We start from the raw sequence: 17,818 nt of genomic DNA on the forward strand, positions 1-17,818 counted from the left end.
GATTTGTGTATAAGAGACAGGCTCATATGAGCAGGCTTTTGCGATTCTTGCTTTTGACTGGAAAGCTTTGTTAGTTGAAAGCTAGCGAAGGCTTTCGAAGAATTCATCACTGGCTTCAAAATCACCATTGATCGTCACTAAGGTGCCCGTTGCATCAAAGTTAACAACAAGATTTTTTTGAATCGAGTCTTCATGGCCTTTTGTGTGGTGGTAAATGTAGTACCACGTATCTGGGTAGCCATTTTCGATAAGCATAGGTGAGCCCATAACGTAACGAACTTGTGTTTTTGTCATGCCAAACTTGAGCTGATCGACAGCTTCCTGTTCAACATAGTTACCCTGATTGATGTCAATTCGATAAACCAACTTCTCTAATAGAGAGCAACCGGTCAACATTGTTAGTGCAAGTGGAACTGCAACTAACCACTTTTTAATTCGCATAGTTTGAGATCTTTCTTCGCTAAAATACTGCCTGATAATAAACAAGCTCCAGCAAGAAGTAAAAAGCTCCTTGCGCTTTGAGCTTGTTATGACTGGCAATTTTGAATTAAGTTGCAAAATTGCCAAGAATTTTCGGTAAATTATCAGAAAGTTGCTGAATATGTAACCTATGCTGCGATTAATAACTCTTTTGCATTGGCAAGCGTCGATTCGGTAATCTGGCTGCCACCAAGCAGTCGAGCAAGCTCTGAAACGCGTTGTTGCTCATCAAGCGTGTGCATTTGAGTCTCGGTTTTACCTGATTTAGTGTTCTTCGCTACAAAAAGTTGTTGGTGACCGCAACCGGCAACTTGAGGTAAGTGAGTCACGCACATAACTTGTGTCGATTCGCCTAGCTTACGTAGCATTTTTCCGACAACCGCAGCGGTTGGTCCACTGATACCCACATCGACTTCATCGAAAATCAGGCTTGGTGTATCCACTTTTTGCGCTGTGATCACCTGAATCGCTAATGAGATTCGTGATAACTCACCACCAGAGGCCACTTTCGCAATCGGCTGCATCGGTTGGCCTGGGTTGGTCGAAACAATGAAGGTCACGTTATCCATACCCAATGGAGAAGGGTGTGTGTTGGTGTTGTTCACTTCAATGGCAAACTGCGCTTTTTCCATGCTCAGTTCGTGCATGCTTTGCGTGATCAGCTTGTTGAGCTCTTTTGCGTAACGAGTTCGAGATTTATGAAGCTTTTCTGATTTAGCAACGAACGATTGGTATTGGTTTTCCACCTCGTTGGCCAGTTCTTCTAATTTTTCATCAGAGCAATCAAGCGCTTCAACTTGTTGTAGTAAGTCTTGATGGTGCTTATACAGCTCTTCAGGTAACACGTGGTGTTTACGAGACATCGACATCACTTTAGAGAAACGCTCCTCAACGTAAGCCATACGACCGGGATCAACATCAATGCTGTCTAGGTAGGTTCTTAACTCGTTGTTGGTCTCTTCGATCTGAATAATGGCTTCAGAAAGCAAGTTCGGTAACTCGGCCAATCTTTCATCTAGCTCAGCTAGCTGAATTAAGGAGTTATTGGCCGATTGCAGAATACCAAGCGCATTAACTTCTTCGCCTTCATAAATAAGCTCGATAGCTTGCTGACAGGTTGTGGCCAGTTCTCCGCTATTGGAGAGGCGCTTATGCTCTTGTTCGAGGTCTTCATATTCTTCCTCCCCAATAGACAGCTCATTTAACTCTTTGATTTGGTATTCAAGAAGTTGTTTTTGAGCTTGGTTTTGCTGGCTATTTTCACGTAACTCTTTTAAGTGGTTATCCGCTTGTCGCCATGCTTGGTAAGCATTACGTGTCGATTTCAATAGGTTCAAGTGGCCTGCGTATTGATCAAGCATGGCCATTTGATAATCGCTTTTCATCAACTGGTGATGCGCGTGTTGACCATGGATGTTGATCAACAGTTGTCCAAGTGATTTCAATTGCGAAAGAGGGACAGGGCTACCGTTGATGAATGCACGAGAACGACCTTCTTTTGAGATGGTTCTGCGCAGGATGCACTCACTGCCATCAAGCAATTCGTTGTCTTCTAACCAGCGGGTTGCATGCAGATTGTTCTCAAGTAAAAAAGCGGCACTGACTTCGGTTTTTTCTTCACCTTGTCGAACCATTCCTGCATCGGATCTTCCCCCAAGACATAAGCCTAAAGCATCGATAGCGATAGATTTACCCGCACCAGTTTCCCCGGTGATTGTTGTCATGCCTTTAGATAGTTCTAGCTGTAAAGACTTAACAATAGCGAAATTATTAACACTTAAATGAGCCAGCATTTTTATTTACCTGTATAACTGAACAATACTGTATATAAGTTCAGTATATACTGTTTCTTTATACAGTAAAGTCGACAGGTGAAAATTTTTTGCGACCGTTATCAGAATTGAGGTTGTTCGTAGATCACTGAAACCGCTATAGATTCCCAACTCAGTCGTTCCTCCCTCTTGGGAGTGGAGGTATAAGGAACTGCAGAGAAGCTAGAGCCGACGGGCTTTTACTGGCAATAAAAAGGCTGACGAATGTCGTCAGCCTTTTTAAAATCGTTCGCTTTTCACTTAGAACAGCTTGCTCGACCAGCCTAGCTTGTTACGTAGAACGTGGTAGTAGTTGTAGTCTTTAGGGTGGATCAGTTTGAGCACATTTGGGCTTTGGTAAATGTGGATCTCATCACCAGGAGAAACCGGTAGCGAGATTTGACCATCACAGCTCACTTCCTGAGTTCCACGGTTATCAGGCGATACGATAAGCTTAATACGACGCTTGCCATCCACCACTAATGGGCGGCTTGAAAGGGTGTGCGGGAACATTGGCACGAGTGAGATAGCATTTAGGCTTGATGACAGGATAGGGCCGCCGCCGGAAAGCGAGTAGGCGGTAGAACCTGTCGGTGTTGAGACGATTAAGCCATCAGAGCGCTGTGAGAAGGCGAAGCTGTCATCGATATACACTTCGAACTCGATCATGTGAGCAACTTGGCCGGGGTGCAGTACAGCCTCATTAAGTGCTGCATTGTGGCTTTTTACCTGGCCGTGACGATGAATTTCCGTTTCAAGTAAGAAGCGCTCTTCTTCCATGAACTCGCCTTTGAGTACATCAGTAAGCGCACTCTGGAAGTTTTCAGGGTTGAGATCGGTTAGGAAACCAAGATTGCCTCGGTTAACACCAATCACTGAAATGTCGAAACGTGACAAAATTCTAGCCGCACCGAGCATATTTCCATCACCACCCACAACAATTGCGAGATCGGCACGTTTACCCAATTCAATCAGGCTAGAAAAATGTTCTTGTGGGATATCGTCCAAAATGCTGGAGAGCCTATCATCAACAAACACTTGATAACCCTCAGTACTTAACCACTGATAGAGCTCTCTATGAGTCTGAATTGCTTGCTGATCTCGAGGTTTACCAATAATTGCGATGACTTCAAATGGCTTTTTCATAACGTTTCCAAACGAATTAGGCTTGAATCAAAATTCTTCATCCCCATAATAAAGGCAAGTTGAACGTCTATGCGAGTGTTTTATATCAATTTGAGGCGCAAACACGCCTGTCACTGGCATTGAAAACGAATTCTGGAGATATCATGAGCAACGAAGAAAACAAAGTAACCGAAGAAGAACTAGATCAGATCATTGCTGAAGCTGAGAAAGTTGAAGAAGCTGAACTGAATGAAGACGCGGCTGATGAGCAGGAATCAAAAATTGCTCAACTAGAAGCCGCACTGCTTTCTAGTGAGTCTAAAGTGAAAGAGCAGCAAGATTCTGTTCTTCGCGCAAAGGCTGAAGTTGAGAATATGCGTCGTCGTACTGAGCAAGAAGTGGATAAAGCACGTAAATACGCGCTAAACAAATTCGCTGAAGGCCTACTACCTGTTATCGATAACCTAGAGCGTGCAGTACAAGCTGCAGATGCTGAGAACGAAGCGGTTAAGCCGATTCTTGAAGGTGTTGAGCTAACTCACAAAACGTTCGTAGATACAGTGGCTAAATTTGGTCTTACAGAGATCAACCCTGAAGGTGAAGCATTCAACCCTGAATTCCACCAAGCCATGTCTATTCAAGAAAGCCCAGACCACGAGTCAAACACTGTGATGTTTGTTATGCAGAAAGGCTACGAGCTTAACGGCCGTGTTATTCGCCCTGCAATGGTAATGGTTGCTAAGTAATTGAGTGGCCGCTTGCTAAGCAGTTGATTATTGCAGTTGTGAAGTAAGACAATAGCGGCGACAAAACAATTCACTGGTTAACGTGAAATGAAAAGAGAGGCATATGCCTCTCTTTTTTTATGCCTGTAACTTGAGAGTCCACGTGAATAGTCACCAAAATCGCATTAAGAATGTCGTTCTTTTTATTTTATCCAGAACAGTAATTTAGAGTTTTATATTATGAAACTGGTTGTTAATGAAGAAATGTTTTGATGTCACACTTGTAATGCTTTTGTAAATAAATGCTTTTAATTGTTACCTTTGTATGTAAAATCCACTGCAATATAGCGATTTGGGTCGCATATATAACTATAAAAGTACAATTTTTAAACACAACAAACTGGAGAAGAACGATGGATAAATCGCTCTCAAGTAAGATTTTTGTAGGCTTGTTTGCCGGCCTTATTATTGGTACTGCTATTCAGTACCTATTCAGCGGCATTGCTATTTTTGATACGTACCTACTCGGCGCAGCTGAAGGTGCTGGTGGTATGTTCGTATCACTTATCAAGTTGCTTGTAGTACCTCTTGTATACGTATCTATTGTTTGCGGTATCGTTGAGCTAAAAGATATTCGTTCATTTGGTCGTCTTGGTGGTAAAACCTTTGGTCTTTACATTATTAACACCATCATCGCGATTTCAGCAGCGCTAACGATTGGTCTTATTTTCCAACCAGGTGCAGGTGCGAACCTTGCGGGTACGGTTTCTGAGACAATTGCGCTTACAACAACTGAAACACCAGACATCTTCTCTCTTGTTGTTAACATCGTTCCTAGCAACCCTGTAGAAGCGTTCGCAAGCGGCGACATGCTACAAATCATCTTCATGGCAATTTTGACAGGTCTTGCTATTCAAGCGCTTGATTCTCGTGGTGGCCCAGCTATCAAGACATTCAAGATGGCTAACGAAATCATGATGAAGCTTATCGGCCTAGTAATGAGCTTGGCGCCTTACGGTGTATTTGCTCTGATGATTCAACTGGGCGCAACACTGGATGCAGACACGCTAATGTCAGTTGCTGGCTATGTGGCGCTTGTGGTTGCAATGCTTGTGTTCTGGATTTTCTTCTTCTATCCAATGATGGTTGGTTCATTCACTGGTATTTCTCCAAAGCAGTTCCTACGTGCAACTCGTGAGCAAGTTCTATTCTCACTATCTACAGCAAGTTCGAATGCAACAATCCCAGTAACAATGCGTACTCTTACTGACAAACTAAACGTATCTAAGTCAGTAGCAGGTTTCGGTGTACCACTAGGTGCAACAATGAACATGTCTGGTGTATCTATCTACATCGCACTAGCAACTATGTTCGTAGCAAACGCGTTTGGTCAGCCAATCAACACTGCTGATATCTTCACTCTTGGTCTAACTATCCTGCTACTGTCTATCGGTGCTGGTGGTGTTCCTGGTGGCGGTGTTGTGATGGTAGGTGTTCTATTGCACCAACTAGGTTTACCACCAGAAGGTCTAGCGATTGTTGCTGCTGTTGACCGTATCTGTGACATGTTCTGTACTTCTTCAAACGTAGTGGGTGACACAGCGGTGAACACTATCGTTGCTAAATCTGAAAACGAAATTGGCGTTGAAGCTAACGAAGAAGCTGAGCTGCAAAAAGCAGAAGTTTAATTCTTAATTAAGACTCAATAACTGCGAAGCCCCGCTCAACCAGAGCGGGGCTTTTTTGTTTCTGATGATAAGTGCTTTGGGCTATCTGATAACCTGGCTAAAAATATCTTTGATTGGTGTTAAGTCTCATTTTTTCTTTTTACTCGTGCCGAATTGGCCATCAGTTTTCAATCTTTAATATAGATCACATATAATAATACAATATTATTTTATTGTTCTGACAACCTACATTATGACGACATAAAGGAAACCCAATAATGAAGCTGTCTTACCTTAGCCTACTGACTGCCAGCCTTTTAGCCGCTCCCGCTCTTGCTTCTAATCACGATATTGGTCAACAGTTCAATCTTGACCCTGCAAAAGCACCAGCACAAAACTTCGATTTATCTAAATGGAAAATTAACTTACCGGAGCTGACGACTGAAGGGTCTAGAAAAGGTAAAACGCTGGAGATTGGTAAAAAGGAACTGTCGAATGTAGACACGCCTTACGTTCACCCTAAATGGTTCTACACGGATGCTGAATCTGGTGCGATGGTGTTTGTGGCTCCGAATACAGCTCCAACGACGCCAAACAGTAAAAACACGCGTAGTGAGCTAAGAGCGATGCTAGCGGATAGCTACTCTGCGCCGAGCAACAACTTCGCGATTTCAAGCCATAAGAACGCGGAAGAGTTTGGCTCTATCGGTGGCCAGATGACGGCAACACTTTCTGTTGATCAGGTGAGCACCAGCGGTAATTATAAGAAAACCGGTGCATTCTCTGTGGTTATTGGTCAAATCCATGGGTCGGATAATGAGCCACTGAAAATTGTTTACCGCAAGTTGCCAGAACATGAGCATGGTTCGTTAACGTGGAACTATGAGTTAAACCCGCCGACAGAGATGAAAAACGCGAAGGATGAAAACGGAAAGAAACTTCGTAAAGACATTCGCCATGATGTATTTGGTCAATACAATCTGAAAAAAGGCAGCTCGGACCCTGCTGATGGCATCAAGCTAGGTGAAGTGTTCTCATATGATGTGAATATCAAAGATAACATCATGCACTTAACCTTTACTAAAAATCCAAATTCAGCCGATCCTATTGTGAAGACCTATGATGTTGACTTGGCAAAGGGCAAATATCAGGGACACGATATCGATCTTGGTTACGGTCAAGACTGGATGTACTTCAAAGCGGGTGCGTATAACCAGTGTAATACTAAGAAGTCGAGTTCTGCCTGTGAGTGGCGTGGTATGGAAGCGGGTGACTACACCCAAGCAAGCTTCTACCAGTTAGTTCTTAATCAATAATATTGCCGAATCAAAAATAGTGCAGAATCAATAACGGTTCGACTCGCTGTTAGTTGAAAAAAGACCTTCCATATGAAGGTCTTTTTTTATGGCATCTGGAATAGGGTTGAGGTTTCAATGTGGCGACAAATGCGAGAGTTTCTCAACATTGGAGCCTTAATTGGCAAGGGATCGGTCACTTTTTACCTTTATGTAAAAAGATACGGGAAAAAATAGATTTTTTTTACTTATTCCCTTGAAAACCAGTTTGCAGCCCTTATCTATGGTGCATACGAAAGCAAATTACATTTGCACTTAAATTTTGTGTATTAGGGTTGAATCCCTGATTACCGCCCCCCACATATGTGGGTATAGCAAAAAACTAATATAGATTATATTTCGGAGATAGCCTGATGGGTCGAATCATTGGTATTGATTTAGGTACTACTAACTCTTGTGTTGCTGTTTTAGACGGCGACAAACCACGCGTACTAGAAAATGCTGAAGGCGAACGCACAACAGCATCGGTAATCGCATACACTGACGGCGAGACGCTAGTTGGTCAACCTGCGAAACGTCAAGCAGTTACTAACCCTCAAAACACGCTATACGCAATTAAGCGTCTAATCGGTCGTCGTTTTGAAGATGAAGAAGTTCAACGCGATATCGAAATCATGCCTTTCAACATTGTTAAGGCTGACAACGGTGATGCATGGGTTGAAGCGCAAGGCCAAAAAATGGCTGCTCCTCAAGTATCTGCTGAAGTTCTTAAGAAAATGAAGAAAACAGCTGAAGACTTCCTAGGCGAAGAAGTAACTGGCGCAGTTGTTACTGTTCCTGCTTACTTCAACGATGCTCAACGTCAAGCAACGAAAGATGCTGGCCGTATCGCTGGTCTAGATGTTAAACGTATCATCAACGAACCAACAGCTGCTGCTCTAGCTTACGGCCTAGACAAGCAAGGTGGTGATCGCACTATCGCTGTATACGACCTTGGTGGTGGTACATTCGATATCTCTATCATCGAAATCGATGAAGTAGAAGGCGAGAAAACTTTCGAAGTTCTTTCAACTAACGGTGACACTCACCTTGGTGGTGAAGATTTCGATAACCGCATGATCAACTACCTAGTAGATGAGTTCAAGAAAGAGCAAGGTATCGACCTTAAAGCTGATCCACTAGCAATGCAGCGTGTTAAAGAAGCAGCAGAAAAAGCGAAAATCGAGCTTTCTTCTACTACTCAAACTGACGTAAACCTACCTTACGTTACTGCTGATGCGACTGGTCCTAAGCACATGAACATCAAAGTGACTCGTGCGAAGCTTGAGTCTCTAGTTGAAGACCTAGTTCAACGTTCTCTTGAGCCACTAAAAGTAGCTCTAGCAGATGCTGACCTATCTGTAGGCGAAATCACTGACGTTATCCTAGTTGGTGGTCAAACTCGTATGCCTATGGTTCAAGCTAAAGTAACTGAATTCTTCGGTAAAGAGCCACGTAAAGACGTGAACCCTGACGAAGCTGTTGCAATGGGTGCTGCTGTTCAAGGTGGTGTACTAGCTGGTGACGTTAAAGACGTTCTACTACTAGACGTTACTCCTCTATCTTTCGGTATCGAAACGATGGGCGGCGTGATGACTAAGCTTATCGAGAAAAACACAACTATCCCTACTAAAGCGGATCAAGTGTTCTCTACAGCTGAAGACAACCAAAACGCAGTAACTATCCACGTTCTTCAAGGTGAGCGTAAGCAAGCGACTTACAACAAGTCTCTTGGTCAGTTTAACCTAGAAGGTATCCAACCAGCACCACGTGGCATGCCACAAATCGAAGTAACATTCGACCTAGATGCTGATGGTATCCTGAACGTATCTGCTAAAGATAAAGCAACAGGTAAAGAGCAGAAGATCACTATCCAAGCATCAGGCGGCCTGTCTGAGGAAGAGATCGAAGCAATGGTACAAGAAGCAGAAGCTAACAAAGAAGCGGACAAAAAGTTCGAAGAGCTAGTAACTGCACGTAACCAAGCTGACCAAATGATTCACGGCACTAAGAAGCAAGTAGAAGAAGCTGGTGAAGCTCTACCTGCAGACGAGAAAGCTAAAATCGAAGCGGCTATCACTGCACTAGAAGAAGTTAAGTCTGGTAACGATAAAGAAGCTATCGACGCTAAAGTTCAAGAACTTATGCAAGCAGCTCAAAAGCTAATGGAAATTGCTCAACAGAAAGCTCAAGCTGAACAAGCTGGTGCTGACGCTGGTGAACAACCTAAGCAAGACGACGATGTTGTAGACGCTGAGTTTGAAGAAGTTAAAGAAGACAAAAAATAATTTCGTCGCAGAGTAGCCTGATTTCGTTATCGGAAGTGTCCACCTACTAACGTAGGCTCCGCGCTTCCACTTAGGACTCAAGCTATCTGCTTAGAAATTTGTCTCAAAGACTTATTATTGCGGGCGTCAGAGGTAACTCTCACGCCCGTAAATTTGTATTTAGACTTGTCGATCTAGATAATAGCTTTATTCGGCATTTCAGCCGGCAGAACTTTTATCTAGATTGATACACAGACTACTGAAGTGATCATTCGGTAGTAGCAATTATTTTGGTGACCTAGAACATGTCAAAACGTGATTTTTACGAAGTATTAGGCGTAAGCCGCGATGCATCAGAGCGCGATATTAAAAAAGCGTACAAACGCTTAGCGATGAAATTCCACCCGGACCGTAACCAGGGTGATGAGACCGCAGCAGATAAGTTTAAAGAAGTAAAAGTAGCGTACGAGATCCTAACCGATTCTCAAAAGAAAGCAGCTTACGACCAATACGGTCATGCAGCCTTTGAACAAGGTGGCATGGGCGGCGGCGGTGGTTTCGGCGGCGGTGGCCAAGGTGACTTCGGCGATATCTTCGGTGACGTATTTGGCGACATCTTCGGCGGCGGTCGTCGTGGTGGCGGTCAACAGCGTGCACAACGTGGTTCAGATCTACGTTACAACATGGAACTTTCTCTAGAAGAAGCGGTTCGTGGTGTTTCTAAAGAAATCGAAGTACCAACACTTGTAGAGTGTGATACTTGTGACGGCAGCGGCGCGAAAGCGGGTTCTTCTGCACAAACGTGTGGCACTTGTCATGGCCACGGCCAAGTACAAATGCGCCAAGGTTTCTTTGCGGTTCAACAGACTTGTCCTACTTGTAACGGTAAAGGCAAGATCATCAAAGACCCATGTAACTCATGTCATGGTCAAGGTCGCAAACAGAAGACGAAAACACTTAACGTTAAGATCCCTGCTGGTGTTGATACTGGCGATCGTATTCGTCTATCAGGCGAAGGCGAAGCGGGAGAGCAAGGCGCTCCAGCTGGCGATCTGTACGTACAAGTACACGTAAAAGAACACAACATCTTTGAACGTGACGGCAACAACCTTTACTGCGAAGTACCAGTAAGCTTCTCTATGGCTGCTCTAGGCGGTGAAGTTGAAGTTCCAACACTGGATGGTCGTGTAAACCTTAAGGTACCAGAAGAGACACAAACGGGCCGTATGTTCCGTATGCGTGGCAAGGGCGTGAAAGGCGTTCGTGGTGGCGGTGTGGGCGATCTAATCGTTAAGCTAGTGGTTGAGACTCCAGTTAAGCTAAGCGCTCGCCAGAAAGAATTACTGCGTGAATTCGAAGAAACCTGTGGTGGTGAAGCGGCAAGCAAGCATAAGCCAAAGTCTGAAGGTTTCTTTAGCGGCGTTAAAAACTTCTTCGATGACCTAACTAAGTAATTAGATTGTTGATACTTTAAGTTGTTGATAAAATTAAAAAACCTGCTCATGTAGCAGGTTTTTTTTGTATCTCAAACCTGGTTCTTTCTCTTTCTCTTTCTCTTCACCTGAAACCCTCATCACACTACATCCAGCAGGCTTCTGGGTATTCGACATTAGCACTGTCGAGAGTGAGCACTTTATGGTTTTGTCCATCGAAGCAGTTGTCTTTATCTTGACCTACTCCCGACTGAGGTGTTGCTGTAATCGTATAGGCAGCAGAAGCCGAACTGGTGACACTGAAAACAAAACGACTCGCTTCGGTATCGCAGATCAAACAATCGCTTCCCGAAACAATACCACTCCAGTCATAACCGCTGTCATAGGCTGCTTCTAGTTCTAATTGAATTCGAGCTATGTCAGCGAGTGCGCTAGTTCGATGTCCAGTCACTACGTGGTTGGTATAGCTCGGATAGGCGATAGCCCCCAAAATCCCAATGATGGCAACCACAATCAATAACTCGATCAATGTCATCCCTTTTACGCGCGTGTTGTTGCTGTTGCATTTATTTTTTCGAATCATCACGAGGACTTCCTTTTCACTTATCTGGCTATTTTTCCTTAGTGTTAGCATGTGCGCAAGGTTGAGTACGGTTGCTCAAGTTATTACATAGGAATTTGGGAAATGACTCGCGGGTTTACGCTATTAGAGCTGCTGATTACTGTAGTGGTGCTTTCAGTGCTACTGGCTGCGGCTGCCCCTAGTTTTAGTTCTTTGTTGGCTTCTTCTAAACTGCAGCGCTTAGCCCCTGAGGTTCATAGTTTTCTTATTACTGCCCGATCAGAAGCGGTCACTCGTAACCAAGAGCTTTATGTTTTGTTCTTGGTTTCAGGTGCCTTAGGTGGAACCGAAAGTTCTGATGGTGATTGGGATATGGTGTTGAGCAGTTCAACATTTTACGTTTCTGATAATGTACTTATGCATCTTGATGGTTCGGCATATAGAGGTATAAAAGTAGACTTTAATTTCTCCAATAGTACTTCAATTGCGATCGATAACGTCAGGGGACGTTTTCGAGACGGTAATGTTTCACTCGCCTCCACGAATGCGCTGTCGGATGTACTTTCAATCATCGCATCGAAAACGACAGGGCGGATCCGAATTTGCAGCAGTGACCCAAACAGCGATGGGCGCAATAGCATAGGTCATTATGGTTATGAGATCTGTGGCTAGGAGTGTTCAAGGTAGTACCTTGGTCGAAATGTTAGTGGCCTCTGTGATCGGTGTGATTGTTATCGGTACTATCGGCTCGGTATTTGTTACCAACCAACGTTTGAGTTCAGAAAAGAGCTTGGAGCTGCTCTTATCTCAGAACCTATTCGCTACTACTCAAATGATGAAAGAGGAGCTCTGGCGAGCCGGTTATGATGCAGACTCTGGACAATCAGTGAAGCTATCGGGCGCTGCCAATACGATTTATACCTTTCAATCCAGTGCCAGTGAATCTTACGTTGGTTTTGTTTATCGACAAAACAGCGCATCTTCGGCCTATCGAAACATTGTCTATCAATTTAAGGGTAATAAGCTGAACTATTGCCAAGAAGAATCTTCTTATTTATTAGATATCACTCAGATTACGTCATCTGGTTTGGGAGCAATGACATGTGAAAGTTTGTTTTTCGAAAAGCAAATAGAAGTAGAACTTTTTTTGGTTTCTGTAACTGAGTTATCTAACAGTCTGGCAACCTCGCAAAGAGTCGATATCGCTCTAGAAGCTTCTCTTGTGAATGCAGATGAAAGTCAGAGAGTAGTGACTTCAGTGGTACAAAGGAATTGGCAATGATGCGATTAAAGCAAAATGGAGCGGTAACACTACTTCTAGTCAGTATTCTATTGATTGGTGTGCTGATCGTTTCTCTTGGTAGCTTTAAAACCACTTTTTACCAAATAAAGCGTGCTCAAAACGAGGTTCAAGCTCGCAAAGAACATTGGACCGCCGAGGGGGGATTGGAGTGTGGTCTAAGCGTTATTATTGAAAACAGCAGTACCGCGATCCCAGGTGATCTCCTGGATTCCTGTAGCAACAAGCTTTCTTCATTAGATAAATCATCCGATAACGCTAATATCCTTGTCTCAACCGCCAACAGAACATCGATTAATAAAGAAATTCGATTTTCTAATGATTCGGGTTTGGGGGCCATACAAGCAATATCGGCTCTCGAAATTATTTCCGAGGACATCATGGATATCGACCCTGAACTCAGTGAAACCAGTAACAACGGTGTATATGAGTGTGTGGCAGTTCGGTTTTTCGACTCTGTTATACACACCAAAGGTACAGGGGGGAGCTTAACCACCGTTTCTAATCCTGAGAATGCACCTGCAGATTTTAGCGCTTGTAAAGATGCGGTAACTGACTTGAGTGAGAGCGCAACGATTACCGCATCGGGTAGTGATCCTAGCGGTGCTTTTATGAGTGATTACGTTCATGACACCAATCTAAATGGTTTCGAAAACTACTTCGGGGTAAAGAAAACAACGGACAATATCAACGCCCTTAAAAGTAATGAATATGAGGTAATAAACCTATTAGAGACGGATTCTCACGGGAATACCGTGCATGTAGATTTCGATTCAAACACAAATAAATACGTGGGCAAGGAGTGCAGTACTCGAATCAATGATGCCTTTTCAGCTGGTAAAACTAAGGTGTGGGTCATTGGGGACTGTGTAGTTTGGCACCCAGCCATTAATATTGTGGATAGTGCAGGAACGATCACACCACGATCTTTAGTGGTCGAAAATGGGATTTTCGCAAATGGAAACGCCAGTGTACTTGATGGTGCTTTTTATCACTTGAATGACATGAGTGTCTTCAAGGACGCTTCAGGTGCTGAAAAAAACACGGACTTTCTTGCTGATAGTTGGGATAAGTTACCAGCAACGATGGATTACTCTTTATTGGTTGAAGAAAATAGTACCTATATAGCTAACGCTTCCTTCTTCCCTAAAGGAGGCATATTTTTGGATTCAATCGGGGGGCTTTCTACGATTAAAGGCTCGATGAATCTAGATTATCGAGGAGAATACAACCCGCATGATGAACCTGTCGAAATACAGTGGAAAAAGGGCTCATGGAGTGATTTCTAACCAGCGTGGTTTTAGTTTACTTGAAGTACTTATCTCTTTTCTACTGGTGGGCGTGGCCGCGTTAGGCATGGTCAAGCTGCAGACCTACACTGAGCAGAAAGCCGACTATGCGATTCAGAGTATCGAAGCGCTGCATTTTGCAGAAAGGCAGATGGAGTATTATCGAACTCGGGCGTCTAATGCGAGTGGGGCGGTAGGTTTAATTCCTTTTTCAGAACTAAATCAGGCGAGTCATTGTCTCAACACAGCAAGTTCAGATCCTTTATCCGGTTTGTCGGGGTCTGCCTATGCCATGACTTGTGAAGTGACTAATGCAAACGGTGCTCTGTCTAGCGCATTAAAAAGCATTACTGTCACAATTGCATGGCAAGATCGTATGAACCACGCACAAAGTATTTACCTCGAAACTATGCTCTCCAAATACAGTGAGTTTGATTGACCCTCAAGCAAACGTTTACTGCATGCCAAGGCTCATGCTACCCCTTTTACTGATAATTTTCACTCCTCGGACATTGTTTACGTGCTAGTTAAAACTCTGTATATGGAATGGTGTTTTTTATGTTTTTATATTGTTGTGGTTGTATGGTATTTTTGCAAAATATGTCTCCATTTATGGAAAATTAGGTGGAATCTTGTGCTTTTTAACAACGACTTTAATAGAATATGTGCTGTACCAATAGGCCGTGGTCAAAACTTATATTAGGCCTAAACAAAACAACATCACATATGGAGTTACAATGAGTAACCAAGCCGTAAAAAAAGCACCATCGACTGAGAAGATCAGTGGTATGGACCGCTTTCTAAACTTCATTGAACGCGCCGGCAACAAAATTCCAGATCCAGCAATCCTGTTCTTCTGGGCTCTAGTTATTGTATGGGTAGCATCTGCACTTTTATCGAATCTTTCATTCGACTTAATCAACCCTCAAACGGGTGCTGCTCTTGAAGTAAACAACCTACTAACTGGTGAAGCGCTTGCTAGCTTCCTAGCGAATATGGTTACCACGTTCACAGGCTTCGCACCTCTAGGCATCGTACTTGTTGCTATGCTAGGTGTTGGCGTTGCAGACTCTTCAGGCTTCATTACGACTGGCCTTAAGAAGATGCTTAACTTCACGCCAGCTAAGCTACTAACGCCGATGCTAATCTTGGTTGCTATCGTGTCTCACACAGCAGCTGATGCAGGTTACGTTCTAGTAATCCCTCTTGGCGGTATCATCTTCCACGCTGCGGGTCGTCACCCTCTAGCGGGTATTGCAGCAGCGTTTGCTGGTGTATCAGGTGGTTTCTCAGCGAACTTTATCCCTTCAGGTATTGATCCGCTACTAGCTGGTTTCACTCAAACAGCGGCAAACGTTCTTGACCCTGCATATGTGATCAACCCTCTAGCGAACATCTTCTTTACTGGTTTGTCTTCAATTCTAATTGTGGCAATTGGTTGGTACGTTACAGAGAAAATTATCGAGCCTCGTCTTGCTAATACGCCTGTAGATGAAGATGCAGAACAAGCACCTGATCTAGGTACGTTCACAGCCATTGAATCTAAAGCATTCAAATTCGCTGGTTGGGCAATGGTTGCCGGTATTGGTCTGCTTATCGCGGCTCTAATGCCTGAAAACTCAGCACTTCGTTCACCTGAAGGCGAATTAACGGCGTTCTCAGCACCAGTAATGAAGTCTATCGTTCCTCTGATCTTCATCCTGTTTATTATTCCGGGTATCGTCTACGGCCGTGTAGCGGGTACATTCAAGAATAGTAATGATGTTATCAAAGCAATGTCTGAGACGATGGCAACGATGGGCGCATACATTGTAATGTCGTTCTTCTGTGCTCAGTTCCTATCTGCATTCGCTCAATCAAACATCGGTACTATGCTGGCACTTTACGGTGCTGAAGGCTTGAAAGCGATGGACCTTCCAGGTGAAGCAACGGTTGTTGGTATGATTCTACTAACGGCTGCAGTTAACCTTCTTGTTGGTTCTGCTTCAGCTAAGTGGGCACTGATTGGTCCTATCCTAGTTCCAATGCTAATGGTTGTGGGTATCTCTCCTGAGCTATCTCAAGCGGCTTACCGTGTAGGTGACTCAGTGTCTAACATCATCTCTCCACTAATGGTGTTCTTCCCACTGGTTGTTGTTTACTGTCAGCGCTACGTTAAGTCGACAGGTATCGGTACTCTAGCTTCTCTAATGATGCCATTCTCGATTGCGATGTTAATCGGTTGGTCTATCTTCTTGCTAGCTTACTGGGCTCTTGGTATCCCACTAGGTATCCAAGCACCTTATACTTACACAATGTAAGATTGAACTAAGCAAAACTAAGCTTTATTCATTGCTAAGCCCGCACCGAAATGTGCGGGCTTTTTTTCGCTATTTTTTCCGTTTTTTATATCCAAGGTTTTTATATCCAAAACTTTCTATATCCAAAACTTTTTATATTCAAAATAAAGGCACTCAGCTTATACTCCGGATTACGGCTAATTGTTGGCCGGTAAATTTAGGAAATCCAAGCCACATGAAAATTCTGCTTTTAGTAGGGTTAATTGTTTTAAATGGTCTGTTTGCCATGTCTGAGATTGCATTGGTAGCAGCAAAAAATAGTCGGCTGAAACGCTTAGCCAAAAAACACCGCTCCGCTCAGGTTGCTCTTGATCTCAAAGAAAACCCAACCCGCTTCCTCTCTACAATCCAAATCGGTATCACGGTAATCGGCCTACTCAGCGGGATTGTGGGTGAGGCGACGCTATCGGCTCCACTAGCCGTTCAACTTGAACTGTGGGGAGTAGACCCAACACAAGCGAACATCTTGTCTACTGCGGTTGTGGTGGTAGGTATTACTTATTTCGCTATCGTTGTCGGTGAGTTGGTACCAAAGCGTTTTGCTCAGTCTCAAGCTGAAAACATTGCTGTGTTAGTCGCGCTGCCAATCTTCTGGTTATCTAAAATCGCGACGCCGTTTGTGTTTGCGTTGTCGGCTTCAACGGAAGGTATTCTTAAGTTGATGGGCCGAGGCGGTGAAGAAGATAGCGTTACCGAAGATGATATCCATGCACTTGTGAAAGAGGGCTCAGAATCGGGTGTGATTGAACGCGGCGAACAAGAGATGATTCGTAATATCTTGCAGCTTGATGATCGTCTTGTGAGCTCATTGATGACTCCGCGTCGAGACATCGACTTTCTGGATGTCGACCAACCCGTTGAGCAGATATTAAAGAAACTGCGTTCATCAAAACACAGTGTGTTTCCATTGTGCCAAGATCACCTCAATAAAGTGGTGGGTACAGTGTCAGCCAAAGCCTTGCTGAATCAGGCGGGCAATCTAAGCATTCAAGTGATCATGGGGCTGTCTCGCTCGCCGATCTATGTTCCAGAATCGATGAAAGCTCTGCGTCTACTTGGCTACTTTAAAGAGTCGGGCACCGAGATGGCATTCATTGTCGACGAGTATGGCGATGTTCAAGGTCTTGTGACTCATTACGATATTCTTGAGGCGATTGCTGGCGAGCTATCGAATAATCCGAACGATCTTTGGACCGAGCAAGTGGAAGACGGTTTGTTGGTGGATGGATTGATTCCTATCAGTGAACTGAAAAACCGTTTAGAGCTATCGGATTTTGAGGGCGAAAGCGAGAGCTTCCAAACGCTGAATGGCCTTGTGACATGGTTAATAGGGCGCTTACCGGATGCAGGCGAAGTTGTTCAATACCAGCAGTGGCAGTTTGAAATTATCTCTGTTGAGAACAATCGCATTGTGAGTATCAAAGCGACGCCAATAGCTGATGACATAGAAGACGCTAATAGCTAACAGTTCGACCAACCAGCAAGC

At 43.9% G+C, this 17,818-nt stretch carries 15 protein-coding genes; 11 read left to right on the top strand and 4 right to left on the bottom strand.

Features of this window, described 5'->3' with window-relative positions; genetic code table 11:
* Window positions 1–81 precede the first annotated feature (81 nt).
* The 3 genes from bamE to nadK all read right to left on the bottom strand — a co-directional run bounded on the left by bamE (window position 82) and on the right by nadK (window position 3,437).
* On the bottom strand, window positions 82–441 hold the full coding sequence (gene bamE / locus AB4161_RS00120) for an outer membrane protein assembly factor BamE (protein WP_010438918.1): 360 nt from the start codon (window positions 439–441) through the stop codon (window positions 82–84).
* A 167-nt stretch (window positions 442–608) separates the two neighbouring features.
* Complete coding sequence (recN, locus tag AB4161_RS00125) at window positions 609–2,273, bottom strand: DNA repair protein RecN (RefSeq protein WP_017059862.1); 1,665 nt, start codon at window positions 2,271–2,273, stop codon at window positions 609–611.
* Between the two features lie 279 nt (window positions 2,274–2,552).
* Window positions 2,553–3,437, bottom strand: coding sequence for an NAD(+) kinase (gene nadK / locus AB4161_RS00130; protein ID WP_017059863.1), 885 nt, complete (start codon window positions 3,435–3,437; stop codon window positions 2,553–2,555).
* 143 nt (window positions 3,438–3,580) lie between these two features.
* Between nadK and grpE the strand changes: the two genes are divergently transcribed.
* From grpE to dnaJ, 5 genes are all read left to right on the top strand, one after another.
* Window positions 3,581–4,162 (top strand): nucleotide exchange factor GrpE, encoded by a 582-nt coding sequence (gene grpE, locus AB4161_RS00135; protein WP_017059864.1) that lies wholly within the window; start codon window positions 3,581–3,583, stop codon window positions 4,160–4,162.
* Window positions 4,163–4,554: 392 nt separating this feature from the next.
* Window positions 4,555–5,829 carry a dicarboxylate/amino acid:cation symporter gene (locus tag AB4161_RS00140; RefSeq protein ID WP_372082504.1) on the top strand — a complete coding sequence of 425 codons (1,275 nt, stop codon included), beginning with the start codon at window positions 4,555–4,557 and terminating at the stop codon, window positions 5,827–5,829.
* A gap of 257 nt (window positions 5,830–6,086) precedes the next feature.
* A complete protein-coding gene (locus tag AB4161_RS00145) occupies window positions 6,087–7,124 on the top strand; it encodes a polysaccharide lyase family 7 protein (RefSeq protein ID WP_017059866.1) in 1,038 nt (345 codons plus the stop codon).
* Window positions 7,125–7,516: 392 nt separating this feature from the next.
* On the top strand, window positions 7,517–9,430 hold the full coding sequence (dnaK, locus tag AB4161_RS00150) for a molecular chaperone DnaK (RefSeq protein ID WP_017059868.1): 1,914 nt from the start codon (window positions 7,517–7,519) through the stop codon (window positions 9,428–9,430).
* A gap of 284 nt (window positions 9,431–9,714) precedes the next feature.
* Window positions 9,715–10,863, top strand: a complete 1,149-nt coding sequence (dnaJ, locus tag AB4161_RS00155; RefSeq protein ID WP_017059869.1) for a molecular chaperone DnaJ — start codon at window positions 9,715–9,717, stop codon at window positions 10,861–10,863.
* Window positions 10,864–10,987: 124 nt separating this feature from the next.
* Here the strand turns inward: dnaJ and AB4161_RS00160 are convergent, their stop codons facing one another.
* Window positions 10,988–11,425: a type IV pilin protein gene (locus AB4161_RS00160; protein WP_017059870.1), complete on the bottom strand. Its 438-nt coding sequence runs from the start codon at window positions 11,423–11,425 to the stop codon at window positions 10,988–10,990.
* A 102-nt stretch (window positions 11,426–11,527) separates the two neighbouring features.
* On the opposite strand from AB4161_RS00160, the gene AB4161_RS00165 reads away from it, so the two are divergent.
* From AB4161_RS00165 to AB4161_RS00190, 6 genes are all read left to right on the top strand, one after another.
* Entirely contained in the window at window positions 11,528–12,076 is a 549-nt protein-coding gene (locus AB4161_RS00165; RefSeq protein ID WP_017059871.1) for a GspH/FimT family pseudopilin, read from the top strand.
* Window positions 12,060–12,686, top strand: coding sequence for a PilW family protein (locus AB4161_RS00170; RefSeq protein ID WP_029236419.1), 627 nt, complete (start codon window positions 12,060–12,062; stop codon window positions 12,684–12,686). Before AB4161_RS00165 ends, AB4161_RS00170 begins: the two co-directional genes overlap by 17 nt.
* Window positions 12,683–13,993: a hypothetical protein gene (locus tag AB4161_RS00175; RefSeq protein WP_372082507.1), complete on the top strand. Its 1,311-nt coding sequence runs from the start codon at window positions 12,683–12,685 to the stop codon at window positions 13,991–13,993. The genes AB4161_RS00170 and AB4161_RS00175 overlap by 4 nt, the downstream gene beginning before the upstream one ends.
* Window positions 13,983–14,432 carry a prepilin-type N-terminal cleavage/methylation domain-containing protein gene (locus AB4161_RS00180; RefSeq protein ID WP_017059874.1) on the top strand — a complete coding sequence of 150 codons (450 nt, stop codon included), beginning with the start codon at window positions 13,983–13,985 and terminating at the stop codon, window positions 14,430–14,432. The genes AB4161_RS00175 and AB4161_RS00180 overlap by 11 nt, the downstream gene beginning before the upstream one ends.
* A gap of 298 nt (window positions 14,433–14,730) precedes the next feature.
* Complete coding sequence (locus AB4161_RS00185; protein ID WP_017059875.1) at window positions 14,731–16,293, top strand: AbgT family transporter; 1,563 nt, start codon at window positions 14,731–14,733, stop codon at window positions 16,291–16,293.
* Between the two features lie 214 nt (window positions 16,294–16,507).
* Window positions 16,508–17,797, top strand: coding sequence for a hemolysin family protein (locus AB4161_RS00190; protein ID WP_372082508.1), 1,290 nt, complete (start codon window positions 16,508–16,510; stop codon window positions 17,795–17,797).
* The last annotated feature ends 21 nt before the right edge of the window (window positions 17,798–17,818 follow it).

Origin of the sequence: Vibrio sp. 10N.286.51.E5 (assembly GCF_041469125.1) — a bacterium.
GTDB classification, from domain to species: Bacteria; Pseudomonadota; Gammaproteobacteria; order Enterobacterales; family Vibrionaceae; genus Vibrio; species Vibrio crassostreae_C.